This is a genomic window from Flavobacterium flavipigmentatum, assembly GCF_020911905.1.
In the GTDB taxonomy this organism is placed as follows: domain Bacteria; phylum Bacteroidota; class Bacteroidia; order Flavobacteriales; family Flavobacteriaceae; genus Flavobacterium; species Flavobacterium flavipigmentatum.
Window position 1 is genome coordinate 316,277 of sequence record NZ_CP087133.1, and the last position, 20,649, is coordinate 336,925.

At 34.4% G+C, this 20,649-nt stretch carries 15 protein-coding genes; 6 read left to right on the forward strand and 9 right to left on the reverse strand.

The annotated features are described in order from the left end of the window. Positions 1-183 precede the first annotated feature (183 nt). On the reverse strand, positions 184-1,266 hold the full coding sequence (locus LNP22_RS01560; protein ID WP_229975002.1) for an HmuY family protein: 1,083 nt from the start codon (positions 1,264-1,266) through the stop codon (positions 184-186). Positions 1,267-1,281: 15 nt separating this feature from the next. Continuing rightward, the gene (locus LNP22_RS01565; protein ID WP_229975003.1) at positions 1,282-3,393 is read right to left on the reverse strand and encodes a TonB-dependent receptor plug domain-containing protein; all 2,112 of its coding nucleotides are present in this window, start codon (positions 3,391-3,393) and stop codon (positions 1,282-1,284) included. 107 nt (positions 3,394-3,500) lie between these two features. On the opposite strand from LNP22_RS01565, the gene LNP22_RS01570 reads away from it, so the two are divergent. Then, positions 3,501-4,406: a DUF6607 family protein gene (locus LNP22_RS01570; RefSeq protein WP_229975004.1), complete on the forward strand. Its 906-nt coding sequence runs from the start codon at positions 3,501-3,503 to the stop codon at positions 4,404-4,406. A gap of 78 nt (positions 4,407-4,484) precedes the next feature. Here the strand turns inward: LNP22_RS01570 and argS are convergent, their stop codons facing one another. Further along, positions 4,485-6,263 carry an arginine--tRNA ligase gene (gene argS, locus LNP22_RS01575; protein ID WP_229975005.1) on the reverse strand — a complete coding sequence of 593 codons (1,779 nt, stop codon included), beginning with the start codon at positions 6,261-6,263 and terminating at the stop codon, positions 4,485-4,487. A gap of 300 nt (positions 6,264-6,563) precedes the next feature. Between argS and LNP22_RS01580 the strand changes: the two genes are divergently transcribed. Beyond that, on the forward strand, positions 6,564-8,975 hold the full coding sequence (locus LNP22_RS01580; protein WP_229975006.1) for a TonB-dependent receptor: 2,412 nt from the start codon (positions 6,564-6,566) through the stop codon (positions 8,973-8,975). An 85-nt stretch (positions 8,976-9,060) separates the two neighbouring features. Here the strand turns inward: LNP22_RS01580 and LNP22_RS01585 are convergent, their stop codons facing one another. Next, a complete protein-coding gene (locus LNP22_RS01585; RefSeq protein WP_229975007.1) occupies positions 9,061-9,738 on the reverse strand; it encodes a copper homeostasis protein CutC in 678 nt (225 codons plus the stop codon). Positions 9,739-9,846: 108 nt separating this feature from the next. Continuing rightward, a complete protein-coding gene (locus LNP22_RS01590) occupies positions 9,847-10,854 on the reverse strand; it encodes a 3-oxoacyl-ACP synthase III family protein (protein WP_210667375.1) in 1,008 nt (335 codons plus the stop codon). 263 nt (positions 10,855-11,117) lie between these two features. Here LNP22_RS01590 and LNP22_RS01595 point away from each other — a divergent pair, with 263 nt between their 5' ends. After that, positions 11,118-13,529, forward strand: a complete 2,412-nt coding sequence (locus tag LNP22_RS01595; protein ID WP_229975008.1) for an alpha/beta hydrolase family protein — start codon at positions 11,118-11,120, stop codon at positions 13,527-13,529. Positions 13,530-13,598: 69 nt separating this feature from the next. Here LNP22_RS01595 and LNP22_RS01600 read toward each other — a convergent pair whose 3' ends face one another. From LNP22_RS01600 to LNP22_RS01610, 3 genes are all read right to left on the reverse strand, one after another. After that, a complete protein-coding gene (locus LNP22_RS01600; protein ID WP_229975009.1) occupies positions 13,599-14,549 on the reverse strand; it encodes an ABC transporter ATP-binding protein in 951 nt (316 codons plus the stop codon). 104 nt (positions 14,550-14,653) lie between these two features. After that, positions 14,654-15,349, reverse strand: a complete 696-nt coding sequence (locus tag LNP22_RS01605; protein ID WP_229975010.1) for a YiaD family glycine zipper/OmpA-like lipoprotein — start codon at positions 15,347-15,349, stop codon at positions 14,654-14,656. A gap of 23 nt (positions 15,350-15,372) precedes the next feature. Beyond that, positions 15,373-15,876: a lipocalin family protein gene (locus LNP22_RS01610; RefSeq protein WP_210668397.1), complete on the reverse strand. Its 504-nt coding sequence runs from the start codon at positions 15,874-15,876 to the stop codon at positions 15,373-15,375. 200 nt (positions 15,877-16,076) lie between these two features. Between LNP22_RS01610 and htpG the strand changes: the two genes are divergently transcribed. Further along, a complete protein-coding gene (gene htpG / locus LNP22_RS01615; RefSeq protein ID WP_229975011.1) occupies positions 16,077-17,960 on the forward strand; it encodes a molecular chaperone HtpG in 1,884 nt (627 codons plus the stop codon). A gap of 119 nt (positions 17,961-18,079) precedes the next feature. Then, a complete protein-coding gene (locus LNP22_RS01620; protein WP_229975012.1) occupies positions 18,080-18,871 on the forward strand; it encodes a hypothetical protein in 792 nt (263 codons plus the stop codon). 53 nt (positions 18,872-18,924) lie between these two features. On the opposite strand, the gene LNP22_RS01625 is transcribed toward LNP22_RS01620, so the two are convergent. After that, a complete protein-coding gene (locus tag LNP22_RS01625; RefSeq protein WP_229975013.1) occupies positions 18,925-19,539 on the reverse strand; it encodes a murein L,D-transpeptidase catalytic domain-containing protein in 615 nt (204 codons plus the stop codon). Positions 19,540-19,668: 129 nt separating this feature from the next. On the opposite strand from LNP22_RS01625, the gene LNP22_RS01630 reads away from it, so the two are divergent. Continuing rightward, positions 19,669-20,565 carry an EamA family transporter gene (locus LNP22_RS01630; RefSeq protein WP_229975014.1) on the forward strand — a complete coding sequence of 299 codons (897 nt, stop codon included), beginning with the start codon at positions 19,669-19,671 and terminating at the stop codon, positions 20,563-20,565. Positions 20,566-20,649 lie beyond the last annotated feature (84 nt).

Below are 20,649 nucleotides of genomic sequence, written 5' to 3' on the forward strand. Positions count from 1 at the left end.
AAATATAGAACAAAGTTAGAAAGTTTCAAAGATTCAGAGGCGCAAAGGTTTAAAGTTTAAAGCTGTTTTATTTGATTCGGAAAAACCAACACTGCAATGTCTTAGAAATAAAAAAAGAGGTCAGATAAATCCAACCCCTTTTCCAAAAAAAAATAAAAAAAACAAAGTCACTAACTCATTCAATTATAATAAAATTGCATACTCAAAAGCAGCATGTCCTCTTTCGCCTGCTTGGTTTGTCATTGCAAGGAATTTTACTTTATAGTAATTTCCGGAAGCATCTTTCACTACATAAAAACGATCTGTCCTTACACTTGGTAAAGTAGTTGGTCCTCCACCAATTCTCCAGTTAGCACCAATAACTCTTTGATCTGTTGCCGAAACTGTAAAATTAGCCTCAACTACACTTGCTTTTGTAAAGTTCGCATAGGTTACTGCATCTGTTACTACAACTTGATAAGCTAAAGTTCCTCCTTTTGAGTTTGTAGTAATAAAATCAGAATATCCATAAGTTACATCTTGACCGTTATAAGGAGTATAATTTGTGAAAGTTGTAAAATTTATGTCCCATTTTGCTTTTTGAGGCTCAATAGAAACGGTATTTCCAGTACCTAAACTAAAAAATGTAAAATTAAAATCAGCATCTTTTGAAATTGTTTTTTCTGTAAATGTAGCAGAAGCTAAGTCAGCATATTGAATTTTGTATCCTGTTCCGTTTCTTAAGATTCTAACTTTTTTCCACCCTCTGGCATCACCATCAACAGCAGCTGAACCAACAGCCGGTTTAGTAGTACCAATACCAAATCCAAGATTTACTAAATATACTTTGTTGTCAGCATCATTAGCAGAAATCTCAGCAATTGCAGTTCCAACTCCTGCTCCAGCACCTGCTAAAACTCCTGTAGGATTATCAACGTAACCTTTAGAAGCTGCTGTATCAGATCCAACATTGACAGTATTATCGATTTGCTGAGTTAAAGTAATATCAGTAGTTTCTAATTTTTTTACAGCCATTTTAAGAGATCCGTTGATCACTACTCTAAAGTCAGCTCCAGTTGAGAATCCGAAATCCCATGCAGTTCTGTTTACAGATTTAGATTCCTCACTGCTTAAATCAAGATAAACCTGATTTGGCTGGTTTGGCCCTCCAACTGATGGTTGTAAAACAGCTCCAACAGAAGGAATTTCAACAGAAGCTTCATCGTCACTAGAACAAGACGCAAGACTTAGTAAGGCAAATGATAAGATTAAAAATGATTTTTTCATTGTATTTGATTTATATTAAAGATTAAGGTTATATGTTAATTTTACAAAATAAGAACGTCCGTAGGCAAGCATTACTTCACTAGACGTTGCATGTCCTGCAGTTTCACTCGTTCTTGTTTGATTGATATTTTTTATATCAAATAGGTTTCTTGCTCCAATAGTAGCTTCTAATTTATTATTGAAAAAAGTCTTTCTTGCAGAAGCATCAAGCCAATTGCTTGAATCTATTTCTGAAATAACAAAAGCATTGGTAGTTTCTATAAATTGCTGCGATTTTCCATTGTATTTATAATAGGCGGAGAAAACAGTATTCCATTTCGGAACAGTGTAAGAAATACTGCTATTCAAATTAAAAGAATACAAAAATTTATCATCTGAAGTAAAAGTCAGATTGTCAATTTTTTGAGATATTCCAACCAAAGAAGCTCCAAAATTAAAAGTCAAATTGTCTTTTTTAAATTGATGCATTGTTGAAGCATTCCACATTCGATATTTACTAATATTGATGTATTGGTATTCCGGCGATCCGGTTGCGTCATTAAAACCAACCAATGCCATATCGATTCTGTCATTTACATCCAGAAAACTGCCTGTAAGCATGTTCGACATTTGCAATCCTGACGAATAAAGCGTTAATTTTTTAAGGCTGATTTCGTAAGAGCTGCTTGTTTCAGGAACAAGATTTTCGTTTCCGATAAAAAAGTGACTATCAAAAATTAATTTAGAATACAATTCATTAAAAGTCGGTGTTCTAAAAGATTTTCCGGCAGAACCACGAAGCTCAATTCCTTTCTCGAATAGATAACGTAGTCCTAAAGAAGAAGCATATTGATCTTTAAATTTTGACTGATCAGAAAAACGAAGTCCGGGTCTAATTGAAAGGCGCTCTGTCACTTTTATTTCTGAAGCTACAAAAAAGTCATAATTCTCAAGACGTTTAGTCACTGGAACAAATACATTATTAGCTTCCTGAACCAAAGAAAACCCAAGATTATTTACAAATTCGTAACCAATTTGCATATCGACTTTACTGTTCGGAAAGAAATTGCTTAAAGTTCCTGTAGAATACAACACTTCCATAGATTGATCTTCTACTTTAACATTATCTGCCTCCGTTTTAGTAGCCAGATAATATCTAAAATTTTCAACATCTCTTGCCTGTTTTTGATGTGAAACAGAAACATTATAGTTAAGTTGAGAGAATATTTTTCCGGTTGTATTTAAGTGATGAAAAAATCTATTGGTTAAGTATTTTTTATCAAGTGAATATCTGTAAGAACCCAAAGTTGTACTAAAACCAGATTGCACTGTACTGTTATAGAAATCAACATCTTCATCTAAAAATTCAAATTTGTAGAAAAAGCTGAAATCATTTTTTTTGTATGAAATTAAAGCTGTCGTATTTAATTGCTCTTTTGGAAGCCATGTATAACCACGTAAACCGTCATTTTCGCTATAATCTTTTCCTTTTTTAGTACTTAAAAAACCCTGAAAATCATTTCTGTTTGCTCCGATAGAGACAAACCAGTTTTTATTAATATTATAAGAAACTTTTAAATTCTGGATATGACGTCCTTTATCAAAAAGAGAATACTCATCGCCAACAGTTTCTTCCTGAGCCGTTGCAGCAATACTCAATTTGTACTTTGATGACGTTTTTGTAATAATGTTCAAAACACCGCTCACGGCATTTGCTCCGTGTGTAACTCCCATTGAGCCTTCTATTATTTCGATTTGTTCTACATCATTTAAATTTATCTGAGACAAATCGATATTATTTCCTAAACCGGCCTCATTAACCAATGGTACATTATCTACTAAAATTTTAAAATATTGCGCATCCAATCCAAACATAGAAACAGTTGATCGTCCATCGTTTCCACTTGGTCTTACTGTAATGTTCAAATACTGATTTAATACATCTGCTAAATTCGTAGCTGCCAGATTCTGAATGTCTTTACTCGTTATCAGTCTCACATTAAACACAGACTTTTTTATCGATTGAGGCTTAAACTGACCTGTCACAACAACTTCAGAAAGTTTGTTTACAGCCGTAGTATCTTTCTCCTGCGAGTGAGAAAGTTGACCAAAAAGAAGCGCCGTAAAAAGGGTGATTTTTATTTTCATTATTTTTATTCATTCTTAATAACTCGGCAAATATATAATTATTTTTATTCAATCTAAATAAAATTTATATATTTGCTGAAATTTTTTAAAAGTAAAAGAAAGGAATTATGATTACAAAAAGTCTCTATTTTTCGGCCGTAATGGCCTTGACATGCAGCATTGGATTTGGTCAGGATGCTAAAAAACAACAAGATATTAAATCGATTAAGTCGATGTGTGGTTGTTATGAAGTGAAATTTAATTTCGCAGAAACTTTTCAATATCCTAAAGATACCCTTACATACAAACCCTCTCCAACAAAACATGAAAGTGGTTTGGAATGGGTAGAATTGGTAGAAGACACTCCAAATAAAATCGTAATGCAGCATTTACTGATTGTGAGCGATGACATGATCATCAAACACTGGAGACAAGATTGGTTATTCGAAAATACCGACTTTTATGCCTTTGATAAAAACACCTCCTGGAAGTATCAAAAACGAGACAAAAAAGACGTAAAAGGGCAATGGACACAAAAAGTATATCAAGTAGATGATAGCCCGAGATATGAAGGATCTGCGACATGGGTACATGTTGATGGGCAAGATTATTGGACCAATACTACAGATGCTCCGCTTCCGCGAAGAGAACATACAAAGCGCAATGATTATAATGTTTTGAAGAGAAGAAATATTCACCAAATTACTGCTACGGGCTGGAACCATGAGCAGGACAATGACAAGTTGATCAGAGATAATAGCGGAAAAGATGTTTTGCTTGCGCAAGAAAAAGGAATGGATGTATATACTAAAGTTCCGGATATTAAATGTATCGCAGCACAAAACTGGTGGAAAGAGAATACGGTACTTTGGAAAAACGTACGTGACAAATGGCAAACACTCTTTGACAGACATAAAGACTTAAACCTGGAAGCAAAAGTAGATAAAAAAGCGCTTTACTCGCTTTTGTTTGATTTAAAACCAGACACTAAAAAAGCCGATACTGATGCCATTATCGACAAGTTTGTAAAATAAAAATGTTTGTGTTAGTTGTAAAAAGGCCAGTAGTTTTAGAACGACTGGCCTTTTTTATATGAGAACAAATTTGCTTTTTTACATTCTCTCCGGAACTTCAATTCCTAATAGTGTAAAAGAAGATTTTATTACTTCGGCTACTTTTTGAGAAAGCTGTACTCTGAATATTTTTTTGGTCAAATCTACTTCTCCCAATATGTGTACCGATTGGTAGAACGAGTTGTATTCTTTTACCAAATCATACGTATAATTGGCAAGCAAAGCTGGACTGTGGTTATGCGCCGCATTTTGAATGACTTCCGGAAAAAGTTCGATTTGTTTTACCAGTTCCTTTTCTTTTTCATGAAGTTCTTTAATATCCGCTTTCGCTGAAAAATCAAAATCGGCTTTACGAATGATGGATTGAATTCTCGCATACGTATATTGTATAAAAGGTCCCGTATTACCAGCAAAATCAACAGATTCTTCTGGGTTAAACAAAATACGTTTTTTAGGATCTACTTTTAAGATATAATATTTTAAGGCACCCAAACCAATTGTTTTGTATAATTTGGCTTTTTCCTCTTCAGAGTAACTATCCAATTTACCTAAATCTTCAGAAATTTGTTTTGCCGTATCGGTCATATCCTGCATCAAATCATCCGCATCTACGACAGTTCCTTCACGGCTTTTCATTTTTCCAGAAGGCAAATCTACCATTCCGTAAGATAAATGATAGAGGCTTGAAGCCCAATCAAAACCTAATTTTTTTAGAATCAAAAACAATACTTTGAAATGATAATCCTGTTCGTTACCGACAGTATATACCATTCCTCCAACATCCGGCATATCTTTTACACGCTGAATTGCAGTACCAATATCTTGTGTCATATACACCGCCGTTCCGTCTGAACGCAATACGATTTTACGGTCTAAACCTTCGTCTGTAAGGTCTATCCAAACAGAACCATCAGGATCTTTCTCAAAAACACCTTTATCAAGACCTACCTGAACCACGTCTTTACCTAACAAATAGGTATTGCTTTCGTAGTAATATTTATCAAAATTAACTCCTAAATTAGTGTACGTCGTTGCAAAACCATCATATACCCATTGGTTCATTTTTTTCCAAAGCGTAATTACATGCTCATCTCCCGCTTCCCATTTTTTAAGCATTTCTTGTGCTTGAATAATAATCGGAGCTTGTTTTTTTGCTTCTTCCTCTGTTTTGCCCGTCTCCATTAGTTGACTGATTTCGGCTTTGTATGCTTTATCAAACTCAACATAATATTTACCAACTAATTTATCTCCTTTTAAATTTGAACTTTCCGGTGTTTCGCCGTTTCCAAACTTTTCCCAGGCCAACATCGACTTGCAGATATGAATTCCACGATCGTTGATGATCTGTGTTTTGTATACTTTTTTACCCGAAGCTTTAATAATTTCAGCAACAGAATATCCTAACAAATTGTTACGAACGTGACCTAAATGCAGTGGTTTGTTGGTGTTTGGCGAAGAATATTCGACCATTATTGCTTTATCATCTGGGTTTGGCGTTACAAATCCAAACGTATTGTTGTCTTTTATTTCATTAAAGAAATTCAAATAATAAGTGTCTGCAATTACGATATTCAAGAAACCTGAAACCACATTAAAACGGGCAACTTCGGCAACATTTTCAACCAGATAATCTCCGATTTTATTTCCTAATTCGGCAGGATTACTTTTTATTACTTTCAATAAAGGAAAAATAACCATTGTAATATCGCCTTCAAACTCTTTTCTAGTCGTTTGAAACTCGATTTTATCAACAGTTACATCAAATAATGCCTGGATGGCGCTTTGTATAGAGGGTGTAAGAATTTGTGATAATGACATGTAAACTTATTTTTAAAGTGAGCAAATATACTGCTTATTCATCAATTAGAGAAAACGAAAAACATATAAAATAAAACAAATCGATCTGAATTTCTCAAAATATCACATCAATACAAGCTGATTTTTATTAAAAAATTAAAACCTTAAACTGCTCTAAAACAGCCGTTCTGTAAAAAATTACATTTTTTTTCAAAATTTCCTGTAACATATCGGGAATTAAAGAGTCTTAATAGCAACTTCAGATTTTATTTGAAGAAAAAAATAAGCATCATCAATCAATCAAAATAATCAAATTAAACTATGAAATTAAAATTCTTTCTGTTCGCATTACTGGGTGTAATGGGAATAGCGCAAGCTCAGAACTCAGGAACAGTTTCCGGAAAAATTACCGAAAAATCAAACAACGCTCCAATCTCCTACGCTACCGTATCGATTAAAGACAACGGAAAAGTAGTATCGGGCGTAAATACAGACGATAATGGTGATTTTATCATTAAAAATTTGGCTTTAAAAAGTTATACCATCGAAATTCAATACATTGGTTTTAGAAAATACATTGGTTCTGTACTTTTGAGTGACAACAAAAAAGAAGCGATTTTTAAAGTAGCGCTGGAAGAAGAAGCGACACAACTAAAAGGTGTTAACATCATTAGTGAGCGCTCGACTATCGAACAAAAAATTGACCGAAAAGTAATTACTGTTGGAAAAGATTTGACTACCGCAGGAGCTTCAGCCTCTGATATTATGAACAATATTCCTTCTGTGAATGTTGATCAGGACGGAAAGCTTTCGCTTCGCGGAAATTCAAATGTTCGTGTTTTAATTGATGGAAGACCGACCAATATTGACCCAGCGCAATTGTTGAAGCAAATTCCGTCAACATCTATCAAAAAAATTGAGTTGATCACCAATCCAAGTGCAAAATACAACCCAGAAGGAATGTCCGGAATCATTAATGTCGTGTTGCATAAAAATGCTAATTCTGGCTTTAACGGAAGTTATAGTGGCGGAATTACTTTTGGAGAAACAGCCAAATACAATCAATCTTTAGACTTGAACTACAAAACCGGAAAAGTAAATTTCTTTGGAAATGCAGGTCAAAATTTTGGAACATATCACAATAAAGGAGAAATATTAAGATTGGATCAGGACATCCAACAACGATTAGACATTTTAAATGATAACGAATCGTATTTGTATAAAATCGGGATGGATTATTTTATCAATGACAACAATACTATTTCGATCTACACCAATCAAAACAAATCGACCGGTATAGGATATGTAGACACCAATATTGATTATTTTAATGGTTCGCAGACCCGAAACCTTTTTCAGAAATCACAATATGATGGACCAAGTACTAACGGAACTTACAATTTGGCTTACAAACACATATTCAAAGAAGGACATACATTAGACGTTGAAGGAAATTATAACGACTCAAAAGAAACTCAGAATGCTTTTTTTGACACCAACACCACCTTGACCAACAATTCGGTGAGCAATAATTTTTATACAGATAATATTAAAGACGACCAAAAACTAAGTACTTTAAACATTGACTACGTAAATCCGTTAAGCGAAAAATCTACGCTTGAAGCCGGAGCTGAGGCAAGATTAACAAGAACTGAGAATAATTACATCACAGGTAATTCTTCGGTTGCAGTTGAGGATCAGATTTCAAATTATACGTATGATATTGATATTTATTCTGCCTATGTAACTTTTGGACAAAAATTTAAAAAACTTAGCTATCAAGTGGGAGCTCGTTTTGAGAGTTATAAAGTTACGGCCAACTTAAATCGTGGCGAAACAAAGTTTGATGATGACTATATTACCTTGTATCCGTCTGCTTATTTAACATATAATTTGAACGAAAAAAACATGTTTCAATTAAGTTATAGCCGTCGTGTTGACCGTCCTAGCTTAGAGCAAACAAAGCCTATTCGTGAATTTTCGACCCCATTGGTAACTTCTTTTGGAAATCAGGAGTTACGTCCTCAATTTACAAACTCAGTTGAGCTGAATTACACGAAAACCCTTGAAAAAGGAAGTTTTACTGCCGGAGTTTTTGTGAGAAGAATTAACGATCAGATTAGCAGAGTACTATATCCTGATAAAAATGACGCTACAAACGAGAAACAAATCATGACTTTCACAAACAATGATAGCAATACATCGTATGGTTTTGAGGTTTCTGCCAATTATAAAATCACAAAATGGTGGGATATCCAGCCGTCAATTGATTTCTCCAGCATCAATCAAGAAGGAGTAATTTTTGCTTATGATCCGGTAACTCAAACTAGCAGCCCTCTTGAGAGAAGCGTCACTACATCGGCATTTAATGCGAGATTAAACTCTAATTTTAAAGCCAACAAACGTTTAAGCTTTTTGTTATTCGGATTCTACAGAGGTCCTGTTAATGAAATTCAAAATAACAGAAAAGAGATGTACAAAGTTGACACTGGTGCTAGATACACTTTATTAAACAACAAAATGAATCTAAGCGTACGTTTTAATGATGTTTTCAACACAATGAGATATGCTTTTGATAGTTTGTATCCTTATCCGCAAACCGGAGAATTTACTTGGGAGAGCCAAACGGTTTATTTGGGTCTTACATACAATTTTGGAGGTGCGAAAAGCAAAACTTTGCAACGTAAACAAAGAGATGACAACACTAATAAAGGTGGTGGCGGAATGTTTTAGTCCCGCTCTTATTAGTAGATTTAATATTTTTTAAAATTATTTTTTAGTAGAAGAAAAGCTCGGAGTCTGCCAACTCTGAGCTTTTTTATTTCTGTAAATGTGTCACTAACGCCTTTATTTCTTGAGGATCCGCAGTTTCGTCATTCCCGGTAATCGCCGAAGAATGATAAAAAGTTGGTTTTAATTTTTCTTTTATTGTCAAAACATTCGCAGAACGCAAACCACCGCCCGGCATGATTACAATCCTGTTTTTGCTTAATTTTTGAATTTGTTTTAAAACAGAAATTCCCTCAACCACAGATTTACCCTGCCCGGAAGTTAAAATCGTCGAAAAACCACAACTGATTACCTCTTCCAGCGATTGCTCTACGTCTTTTACAACATCAAAAGCACGATGAAAAGTACACGGCAGCGGACTCGCCAATTGCACCAATTCCCTATTTCGGGTCGTATTAACAGTACCGTCTGCATTTAAAATTCCGAAAACAAAACCATCCACTTTTAATTTTTTAAATTGTTTGATGTCTTGCTTCATTTCGACAATCTCGTCATCAGAATACACAAAATCACCACCTCTTGGTCTTATAATAACATGCATTTTTGTAGCCAACTGTTCTCTTACTTTGAGTGCCAAAATATAGTTTGGCGTGGTCCCGCCCAATTTCATGTTTTCGCACAATTCTATTCTGTCAGCACCATTTTCTTGGGCTGTTAAAGCAGATTCAAAATTAAAACAAGCTATTTCGAGTTGATTTTTTTTCATTTGTATTCCTTATAAGAGAAGCTTCGACTTCGCTCCGCTTGACAATCAAATATAAAAAAAACCTGCTCAAAAAATCGAACAGGTTCTACGTATTTTAAAAAAACTAAATTACCATTTTATGATGGCACTTGCCCATGTAAAACCACTTCCGAAAGCAGCCAAAACCACAGTATCTCCAGATTTAATCTTTCCTTGTTCCCAAGCTTCTGTTAAAGCAATCGGAATCGAGGCAGCCGTGGTGTTACCGTATTTCTGAATATTGTTGTGGACTTGATCATCAGTCAATTTAAATTTATTTTGAATGAACTGCGAAATTCTCAAATTGGCCTGATGCGGAATCAACATATCAATATCCGAAACCTGTAAACCGTTTGCTTCCAAACCTTCATTGATTACCTCAGCAAAACGAACTACTGCATTTTTAAACACAAATTGCCCATTCATGTAAGGATAATAACTTTCATCATTAGGATCATTATCTGCCAGAATATCGGTTACCCAACGGGCTCCCATTCCTGGTGCCTGCAGAGCCAATTCTTCTGCATGTTGTCCTTCTGAATGCAGATGAGTAGATAAAATTCCTTTTGTAAGATCTTCTTCACGACTTAAAACAGCTGCTCCCGCTCCGTCTCCAAAAATTACCGAAACACCGCGTCCGCGAGTAGTCATGTCTAAACCAGTTGAATGTACTTCTGAGCCGATTACCAAAATATTTTTATACATTCCGGTCTTGATGTATTGATCAGCAACCGAGATAGCATAAATAAAGCCTGAGCATTGATTTCTAACATCTAATGCCCCTACAGTTCGCAATCCTAAATCACGCTGTACTAAAACTCCTGGCCCTGGAAAATAATAATCCGGACTTAAAGTAGCAAAAACCACAAAATCAATATCTTCTTTGGCAATGCCCGATCTTTCTATCGCTATTTTAGCAGCTTTTACTCCCATCGTAGTGGTGGTATCCTCTCCACGAATAATATGTCGGCGTTCCTGAATCCCTGTTCTTTCCTGAATCCATTCGTCATTGGTATCAATAATCTTAGACAGATCATCATTGGTTACGACATTTGCAGGAACATAATATCCTAAGCCCGCTATTTTTGAATGATACATATTCTTTTTATTATTTGTTAAAAAATTGCATTGCAAATTTACTTATACTTTAAAACATAAGCGTACAAATTACTGTTTTTTTCGAAATTGACAATCTATTATTCTTTAAAAACCTGTCAACATTCATTTTTTTTATTATCAAAAAATCGATTTTCTGCTTCATTTTATAAAAAGCATGAAAAATTGCCTAAAAAGTGTAACAAGATCAAAGTACTTTAGACAAACTTTATAAATACCATTCTACAACCATAAAAATTCAAATTATGAAATTAAAGGTTACTTTACTCTTATTCTTAAACATTGGCTTTATTGCTTTTGCCCAGGAAAATTTAACGTATCAAAAACCACCAAAATCGATCCTCGATTTAGCCGATTACGAAAAAGCTCCAACTGTTTCTATGGATACTAAAAAAGAATACATGCTTTTTATGTATCGAAGCACTTATAAAACTTTGGATGATCTGAACCAAGACGAACTTCGTCTAGCAGGTTTACGAATCAATCCTGTTACTAATATTTCAAGTACAGTAACGTATATCACCAATCTAAAAGTACGAAAAATATCGGGTGTCTCCGAAATGCAGGTTGCAGGATTACCTTCTAATCCTAAAATCAGTAATATTTCGTGGTCACCAAACGATAAGAAAATCTTATTTTCGAATACAACAAACTCAGGAGTTGAATTATGGGTTTTGGATGTAGCAACCGCACAAGCCAAAAAACTAACTGATGCTACTGTAAACGCCAACCTTGGAAATCCGTTTAATTGGCTTTTGGACAATGAAACCATTTTAGTAAAAATGTTGCCTAAAAACAGACAACCACTATTAGATTCTAAAAAAGATTTGCCAACTGGACCGATTATTTCGAATGCTTCGGGAGAAAAATCTCAAAACAGAACTTACCCGGATATGTTGAAAAACAAAAATGACGAAGCCAATTTTGAAAACATCATGACTTCTGAATTATATAAAATAAACCTTAACGGAACAGCGACTTTATTTAAAGAAGCTGCTATGTACGCTGGAGAAAAAATTTCGCCAGACGGAAACTATATTATGTTAAGCACTATTCAAAAACCATTTTCTTATGTCGTTCCGCTATACCGATTCCCTTCTAAAACAGTAGTATACGACAGTAATGGAAAAGAAATAAAAGTGGTAAATGAAGTCCCTTTGAACGAAATAATTCCTAAAGGTTTTATGGCCGTTCGAAAAGGAAAAAGAGAGATGGCGTGGAGAAACGACAAACCTGCCACTTTATCTTACGTAGTAGCATTAGACGAAGGAAATCCTGCCAATAAAGTAGATTTTAGAGACGAAGTTTTTTTATGGAATGCTCCTTTTGATGCTGAAGCAACTTCATTGGTAAAAACACCTCAGCGCTATAGTGATATTATTTGGGGTAATGACAATATTGCTATTCTTTCTGACGAATGGTACGACACTCGAAACACAAAAACGTATGTCATTAATCCTTCAAATCCGGCACAACAGCCAAAAGTCATTACAGACAGAAACCAACAGGATGTTTATGCAGATCCGGGAGTTTTTGAAACGAAGAAAAATGCGTATAACAAATATGTGCTCGCGATAGAAGGTGAAAATGCTTATCGTATTGGTGATGGTTACACCAAAGAAGGACAATTTCCTTTTATTGATGTATTCAATTTAAAAACTTTACAATCCAAACGAATTTATACTTCTCCTTATAAAGACAAAAAAGAAGATTTACTGGAAATTGAAGATTATAAAACCGGAAAAGTTTTGGTACAGATTCAATCTAAAAGCGAGTATCCAAATTATTATTTTAGAAACATCAAAAAACAAAACAGCTTAACGCCGATTACTTTTTTCAAAAATCCTTTCGAAAGTATCAAAGAGGTGAGTAAAGAAGTCATCAAATACAAACGTAAAGATGGCGTTGAATTGTCTGGAACATTATATTTGCCAGCTGGTTACGACAAAGTAAAAAAAGAAAAATTACCTTTATTAATCTGGGCTTATCCTGCAGAATATAAGGATAAAAATAGTGCTGGACAATCGACTCAAAACTCAAACGAATTTACGCTCCCGTATTACGGTTCCTTTGTTTACTGGGTAACAAGAGGATATGTTGTTCTTGACGATGCTGCTTTCCCGATCATTGGTGAAGGAACCACAGAACCCAACGACAACTTTATCTCGCAATTGGTTGATAATGCCGCAGCAGCAATTGATGCTGTTGATGCCTTAGGTTATATCAATAGAAAAAAAGTCGCCGTTGGAGGACATTCTTACGGAGCTTTTATGACCGCTAATTTATTGACGCATTCTAATCTTTTTACCTGCGGAATTGCCAGAAGTGGTGCCTACAACAGAACTTTAACTCCATTCGGTTTTCAAACGGAACAGCGCAATTATTGGGAGGCTACAGATGTGTATAACACCATGTCTCCGTTTATGAATGCCAACAAAATGAAAACTCCTCTTTTATTGGTTCATGGCGAAGCCGATAATAATCCAGGGACTTTTACCTTACAGACAGAGCGTTATTTTCAAGCTTTAAAAGGTTTGGGAGCTCCAGCAAGAATGGTGATTTTACCTAAAGAAGCACACGGTTATGTGGCCAAAGAAAATATTTTGCATTTACTTTGGGAGCAAGATCAGTTTTTAGAAAAATATTTAAAGAACTAATATTTCTTTACATTATTAAAAAAACAAACCCGACAGATTTTGAAAACTGTCGGGTTTGTTTTTGTGTTTTTATAAGTAATTCAACTTCAAAAAAACATTTTCTTCTAGCGGTAAATCTATTTCACTTTCAAAAAATATTAATTGTCGTTTGTAAACCGATTCGATCAGATAATGATTCCCTCTAAAATAAGTTCGCCTGATTTTTACCGGCAAATCCGACTCAGCAGTCATTTTTAACTGATGCGGATACACTAATGTTTTATGATTTTCATCTTCGTAAGAAAGGAGTAAATGTGTCGCAATTTCGTTTACTTCTCCAAAAAGCGATGCTACATAACGGCTTTCAGGATCTTCATAAATTTTTGCGGGATTGTCTTTTACTATTATTTCTCCGTTGCGCATCACGATTGTCTCATCTGCAAAAGAAAGTGCGTCACTACTATCATGAGTGGCGAGTATACAAGTAATATTTTTTTGTTTTAAATATTTAAATAAATTTCGGCGTAAAGCATTTTTCCTAAAAGCATCAATTTGGCTAAAAGGCTCATCCAGTAAAATCACTTCGGGTTCCAGTGCCAGTACTCTTACCAGAGCCACGCGTTGTTGTTGTCCTCCGCTTAAAAATTTAGCTTTTACATTAGAAAACTGTTCCATTTCTACCATTTCGAGCAATTCCTGAACACGCAATTTTTTCATGTTGGCAAAACCATTAGAAAGAAACTTGCCCACATTTTCTGCCACGGTTTCAAAAGGAGACAAATCAAAATCCTGCGCCAGATATTTCATATACGGCATTCCGGGAATCAAATTGTATTTTGGTCCTAAAACAGGTTTCCCTTCATAAAAAATTTCGCCTTCATCTAGGTCGTACAATCCATAAATCAATTTAAGCAGTGTACTTTTTCCGCACCCACTTTCGCCAATAATAGCAATATTTTCACCTTTATTAATAGTGAAATTGAGATTTTTAATAACTGGTTTATCAGTATATGAAAAAGAAATATTTTTAATATCAAGCATGAATACAAATTGAGAAAGCAAATTTACAATGTTTAATTCCGAAAGTCAAAAAAAAAGCTGCTTCAATATGAGGCAGCTTTTGATTTTTTTATTGTATGATACAACTATTTTCCAGCCTCAGCTTTTGCGTCGTTTACCATTTTATCGTTTGCAGTAATAGCAAATTCTACACGACGGTTTTGAGTTCTTCCTTCGGCAGTATCATTACTTGCGATTGGATCTGCAATTCCTAAACCTGAGGTTTTAAAACGACCTGAACTTATTCCTTTAGAGATTAAGTATGTTTTTACAGATGCTGCTCTTTGACCAGAAAGTGTTAGATTGTATTCTGGTTTTCCAGTGTTATCTGTGTAGCCAAAAATTTCAATGTTGGTATCTCCATATTCTTTAAAAACAGGAACTAATTTATCCAAATTTGCCTTAGCACCAGCTGTAAGAGTTGATTTATTAGTATCAAAACGTACTGCATTTTCATTTAAAGTCAAGTGAATTCCTTCTCCTATTCTTTCTACATCAGCGCCTGGTAAAGCTTGATCAATTTCGCGCGCTTGTTTGTCCATTTTATTTCCAATAAGAGCACCAGTTCCACCACCAACAGCAGCTCCAATGGCAGCTCCTAATGCAGCGTTACCACCTTTACCCAGATTATTACCTAAAATACCTCCGATAATACCTCCGGCAACAACACCAATTCCAGCTCCTTTTTGTGTATTATTAGCGTTTTTTACTGAATCACAGCTTACAAACAAGCTACTTAAAACCAGTAAACTGCTCAAACCTAATATTGCTATTTTTTTCATCTTTTTCTTTTTTTTATTTTAAATTAATTTGCTCTCTGAAATTGGTACACAACCTCTTTTGTTTGTCCTCCAACATTAATATTATCTACCAATTGAAATGAGTTTTCTGTCAAACCCGCAACTTTTAGTAAATAACCTTCTCTTACTTTTTTTGCTTTTACTCCTGCATTTAAAACTTTAAGCACAAAAAGTCCTTGATTGTTAATGCTCCAAACAATTGGAGAACTGAATTCTGTACAATTTACGGCAGCCAAAGACAAAGTCCCTTTGTTATTATTCGAAATAAAATTCCAGTTACTACCAATAAAACATTTAGAGTCGGCAAGATCAAACGAATTTACTTTTATGTAATCAGAACCAGGATAGGAAACATTTGTAATTACCCAATTTCCTTTGATCGCTACTTGAGTGGGTCTATCAAGTTTTTTTGAAAGCGGAGCGGCTTCAGTAGAAGCAGTCGTAGTAGACGCAGATTTGCACGCCATAAACATCGAAGTGATCATGCATAAGAGAAAAATTTTCTTCATTTTTAACAATATTTAAGTTATTACTTACTTTTTAGGCAATTATTGTACCGCAAAGATACAAATCATAAAAATATTTTCTTTTCATATTGTTACTTATTTTCTTTCAAAACTCCCACCCCGACATTTTGTCATTTAAAAAACAATTGGTATTCTATTTGAAGAACTGAATACCAATCACATTAAACTTAAATTATAAAAATATGACAACAGGTAAAATTAATGTTTCGGTAGAAAACATCTTTCCTTTAATCAAAAAATTCTTGTACAGCGATCACGAAATTTTCTTGCGTGAGCTCGTTTCAAACGGAACCGATGCTACTTTAAAATTAAAACACCTTATTAGTATTGGCGAAGCTAAAGTAGAATTTGGAAATCCGGTTATTGAAATTAAAGTAGATAAGGAAGGAAAAAAAATTCACATTATCGACCAAGGTTTAGGTATGACTGCTGATGAGGTAGAAAAATACATCAATCAAGTGGCTTTTTCAGGAGCAGAAGAATTCCTGGACAAATACAAAGATTCTGCTAAAGATTCAGGAATTATTGGTCATTTTGGTCTTGGTTTTTATTCTGCATTTATGGTGGCAGAAAAAGTAGAAATCATCACAAAATCGTACAAAGACGAGCCAGCTGCGCACTGGACATGTGACGGAAGCCCGGAATTTACATTAGAACCAGCTGACAAAACTTCACGTGGTACAGAAATTATTTTGCACGTTGCCGAAGATTCTCTTGAATTTTTAGAAGATTCAAAAATCAGTGGATTATTGAATAAGTATAATAAATTTATGCCTATTCCGATTAAATTTGGTACCAGAACACAAACGCTTCCAAAACCAGAAGATGCTCCTGAGGATTATGTAAATGAGACTGTTGAAACTGACAATATCATCAACAATCCAAATCCAGCCTGGACCAAACAACCAACTGAATTATCTGATGAAGATTACAAAAGTTTCTACAGAGAGTTGTATCCAATGCAATTTGAAGAGCCGTTATTCAATATTCATTTAAATGTTGATTATCCGTTTAACCTGACAGGAATTTTATATTTCCCTAAATTAGGTTCGGATTTGCAAATTCAAAAAGATAAAATTCAATTGTACCAAAACCAGGTTTATGTAACCGACAATGTAGAAGGAATTGTACCTGAATTTTTGACGATGTTGAAAGGTGTAATTGATTCTCCGGACATTCCTTTGAACGTTTCTCGCTCTGGTTTGCAGGCAGATGGTGCTGTAAAGAAAATTTCGAACTACATTACCCGTAAAGTAGCTGACAAATTGAAAGCATTATTTAATGAAAACCGTGCTGATTTTGAACAAAAATGGAACGATATTAAAATTGTTTTAGAATACGGAATGCTTTCTGAAGATAAATTCTACGAAAAAGCCGGAGCATTTGTACTGTATCCAACGGTAGATGATACTTATTTTACTTTAGAAGAATTAAAAGAAAAATTAAAAGAAAACCAAACCGACAAAGACGGGAAATTGGTTGTTTTATATGCAGGAAACAAAGAAGCACAACACTCTTACATCGAAACTGCCAAAGAAAAAGGTTACGAAGTATTGCTGTTGGATTCTCCGATTATCTCACATTTGATTCAAAAAATTGAAGGTGACAACAAAGATTTGACTTTTGTACGTGTAGATTCTGATCATATTGATAATTTGATCAAAAAAGACGAAAACACGATTTCTAAATTATCTGATGAAGAAAAAGAAACTTTAAAAACTTCTTTAGAAGCTTATATTCCAAAAGCATATTCTGTTCAACTAGAAGCGATGGACAGCCAAGCTGCGCCGTTTATTATCACGCAGCCAGAATTTATGCGTAGAATGAAAGAAATGAGTCAGTCTGGTGGTGGCGGAATGTTTGGAATGGGCAATATGCCAGAAATGTACAATTTGGTGGTGAATACCAACTCAGATTTGGCAACCAACATTTTGAATACTGAAGACAAAACACATCAGGAACACTTGGTAAAACAAGCCCTAGACTTAGCAAAATTATCACAAAACCTTTTAAAAGGTGAAGCCTTAACTGCTTTTGTTAAAAGAAGTTTTGAGATGATTAAATAAGATTTTAAAAAAAAAACCGTTATAAATCCTGTAGGCAAATCTTACAGGATTTTTTATTTGTTATTGTTTTTTTACCTATTTTTGATTGCCTCTTAATCTATCATTAAACAGGAATGACTATGGAAAAAACTAAAATTTCGTTATTGACAATCTGTGCATCAGAATTAATTTATGTTTTTTGCTCAAAAGAAGCGATTGTCAATCAAGCTGATAGTTCTTTTACAGATCAGTTGATTAGTAGGGAAACAAAAGCAGAAGCGGATCACGAAACAAAAACTTCTTTTACGACAGCTGTTCCCGGAATTTGCAATAATATTACAGTAGAGAAACCAACAGCAGAAGCTTATCCTAAAGTTTTCAATCTCGATTTTGGAAACACTAATTCTACTGAAAATGAAATTACAAAAAATGGAAAATTAAAAATCACACTTTCAGGTCCACTTACTACTACAGGAAGTCAAATGAAAGTAGAAAGAATTGATTATGCCGTAAACGGAATTAAATTGGAAGGGACAATTGTGTACACCAATACCACTGCCGACGACACATTCCCGGAGTGGACAGGTAAAGTTGAAAATGCCAAATTAATAGATCGAAACGGAAAAATCTATACCAAAAATGGATTTCACGTTGTGCAACAAACAGAAGGTTTTTCTACTACAACACTCGAAGACAAAGTTTATGAAATAACAGAAGGAGAATATGTTGTAACCTCAGATACAGGAGGAAAACTAACTTTGACCATTCACGAAGCTTTAGTAAAAAAATACTCTTGTGCCTTTATTTCGAAGGGAAAACTAAAAATAGAAGGAGGTTTCCTAAACGGAATTATTGATTACGGAAACAATGAGTGTGATCCTAAATACACGTATACGCACGAAGACGGAACTCTTTATACGTTGGGTGTTTAATAAAATCGCTTTTTACAACAAGATTCCGTAATCGTCGTACTTAGTGAGGATTTTTATTGAATGATCCAAAGTAAAACGGGCTTTTGGGTAGGTCTTAATTTTTTGTCCAGAACTTTCATAAAATCATCCGAAACTGCGGGGCAGCCCCAACTTAGCGGAGCATATTCTGGGTAGATTTCATTATTAGAAACTGCCGACCAAGAATGCAAAACCACTACCCTGTTTTCTGCATTTTTATTGGTCGCCTCAAGTCCTTCAAGCCAGTATTTAATTTTTATTCCCCAAGCACTACTGTCTCTTTTTCCAATCTTATACTTTCCAAGAGAAGAACAATGACTATCATTTGTATTACTAAATTTTGCTTTTTTTAACTTGGAGGTATTGACAGACAAAACATCACAACTTCCGTGTGTGACCAAATTTTGAGCAATGATTTTTTTAGTTCTAAAATCATAAACAAAAAACCTGTTTTTTCCGGAATGCAGACTCATATCAATAAGAAAATAATAATCTGAATTTAATTTTTCTCTCTTGCAGAATGCTTTAGCTTCTTTATGAAAATCAGTATACACTTTTTTATTTATTGAAATAGATTCTTTGTTTTCTGCTACTTTATTACAACTCACTACTGATAAAAAAAGAAAGAATAATATTTTAAGACTACGCATTTAGGAAGATTATTAGAGTTTATTTCTAATAACTAAAATCCTGCCATTTTATTTTTTTCAAATAAAAAAACGTTCCTCCAAACTAAGCCCTATCTTTGCAGGCTCAATTTTTAAAAATAAAAAAATAAAATGTCACAAAACAATGTTCTAAAAGGTGTGTTCTTAGTTGCTCTTGGCGCTACAAGTTACGGAATGCTGGCCACGTTTGTAAAAATGGCTTATAACGAAGGGTACACCACTGCCGAAGTCACTTCATCACAATTTATATTAGGTATTTTAGGTATTTTACTCATTAATGCTTTTCAGAAAGTAAAACATAAAAAAAATGTGGTAAAAGCAACTTCTAAAAACATTTTTAATTTAATGCTCGCAGGAACTTCATTGGGTATGACAAGTGTTTTTTATTACTTGGCGGTTCGCTACATTCCGGTTTCAATAGGAATCGTTTTACTGATGCAAACCGTTTGGATGGGAGTTTTACTCGAAATGATTTTAGAAAAAAAACTGCCTTCAAAGCAAAAAGTGGTCGCCGTATTTATCGTTCTTTTAGGAACTATTTTAGCAACAAACATCATCAATAATGAAATGGAACTCGATTGGAGGGGAATCGCCTGGGGAATTTTGGCAGCCGCTTCTTTTACTACCACAATGTTTACTGCCAATCGTGTTGCTACAGAAATTTCGTCAGCGCAACGTAGTTTATACATGCTTTTAGGAGGCGCAATCATCGTATTTTCTTTTGCATTGGCTACCCAAAATACACCTTTTGATTTTTCTATTTTCCTAAAATGGGGAATCGTTTTATCACTTTTCGGAACCATTATTCCACCAATGCTAATGAACGCAGGTTTTCCGTTAACCGGAATTGGACTCGGAAGCATCGTGTCTGCACTAGAATTACCCGTTTCTGTACTGATGGCTTTTATATTACTGCATGAAAAAGTGATGTTATTGCAATGGATTGGAATCGTATTGATCATTTTGGCCATTATTATAATGAATGTCAACTTTAAGAAAAAAGTTTGATATTTTTATCTGTACTAAAAAACAAGATTCTACAACAACAATTCTATATTTTTTTTCATAAATTCGTAAGAAAATTTCGCAAAT

What these genes read in the sequence shown, in the direction of transcription:
- LNP22_RS01560 (WP_229975002.1), bottom strand. Translation starts at nt 1,266, where the DNA reads ATGAAAAAATCATTTTTAATCTTATCATTTGCCTTACTAAGTCTTGCG.
- LNP22_RS01565 (WP_229975003.1), bottom strand. Translation starts at nt 3,393, where the DNA reads ATGAAAATAAAAATCACCCTTTTTACGGCGCTTCTTTTTGGTCAACTT.
- LNP22_RS01570 (WP_229975004.1), top strand. Translation starts at nt 3,501, where the DNA reads ATGATTACAAAAAGTCTCTATTTTTCGGCCGTAATGGCCTTGACATGC.
- argS (WP_229975005.1), bottom strand. Translation starts at nt 6,263, where the DNA reads ATGTCATTATCACAAATTCTTACACCCTCTATACAAAGCGCCATCCAG.
- LNP22_RS01580 (WP_229975006.1), top strand. Translation starts at nt 6,564, where the DNA reads ATGAAATTAAAATTCTTTCTGTTCGCATTACTGGGTGTAATGGGAATA.
- LNP22_RS01585 (WP_229975007.1), bottom strand. Translation starts at nt 9,738, where the DNA reads ATGAAAAAAAATCAACTCGAAATAGCTTGTTTTAATTTTGAATCTGCT.
- LNP22_RS01590 (WP_210667375.1), bottom strand. Translation starts at nt 10,854, where the DNA reads ATGTATCATTCAAAAATAGCGGGCTTAGGATATTATGTTCCTGCAAAT.
- LNP22_RS01595 (WP_229975008.1), top strand. Translation starts at nt 11,118, where the DNA reads ATGAAATTAAAGGTTACTTTACTCTTATTCTTAAACATTGGCTTTATT.
- LNP22_RS01600 (WP_229975009.1), bottom strand. Translation starts at nt 14,549, where the DNA reads ATGCTTGATATTAAAAATATTTCTTTTTCATATACTGATAAACCAGTT.
- LNP22_RS01605 (WP_229975010.1), bottom strand. Translation starts at nt 15,349, where the DNA reads ATGAAAAAAATAGCAATATTAGGTTTGAGCAGTTTACTGGTTTTAAGT.
- LNP22_RS01610 (WP_210668397.1), bottom strand. Translation starts at nt 15,876, where the DNA reads ATGAAGAAAATTTTTCTCTTATGCATGATCACTTCGATGTTTATGGCG.
- htpG (WP_229975011.1), top strand. Translation starts at nt 16,077, where the DNA reads ATGACAACAGGTAAAATTAATGTTTCGGTAGAAAACATCTTTCCTTTA.
- LNP22_RS01620 (WP_229975012.1), top strand. Translation starts at nt 18,080, where the DNA reads ATGGAAAAAACTAAAATTTCGTTATTGACAATCTGTGCATCAGAATTA.
- LNP22_RS01625 (WP_229975013.1), bottom strand. Translation starts at nt 19,539, where the DNA reads ATGCGTAGTCTTAAAATATTATTCTTTCTTTTTTTATCAGTAGTGAGT.
- LNP22_RS01630 (WP_229975014.1), top strand. Translation starts at nt 19,669, where the DNA reads ATGTCACAAAACAATGTTCTAAAAGGTGTGTTCTTAGTTGCTCTTGGC.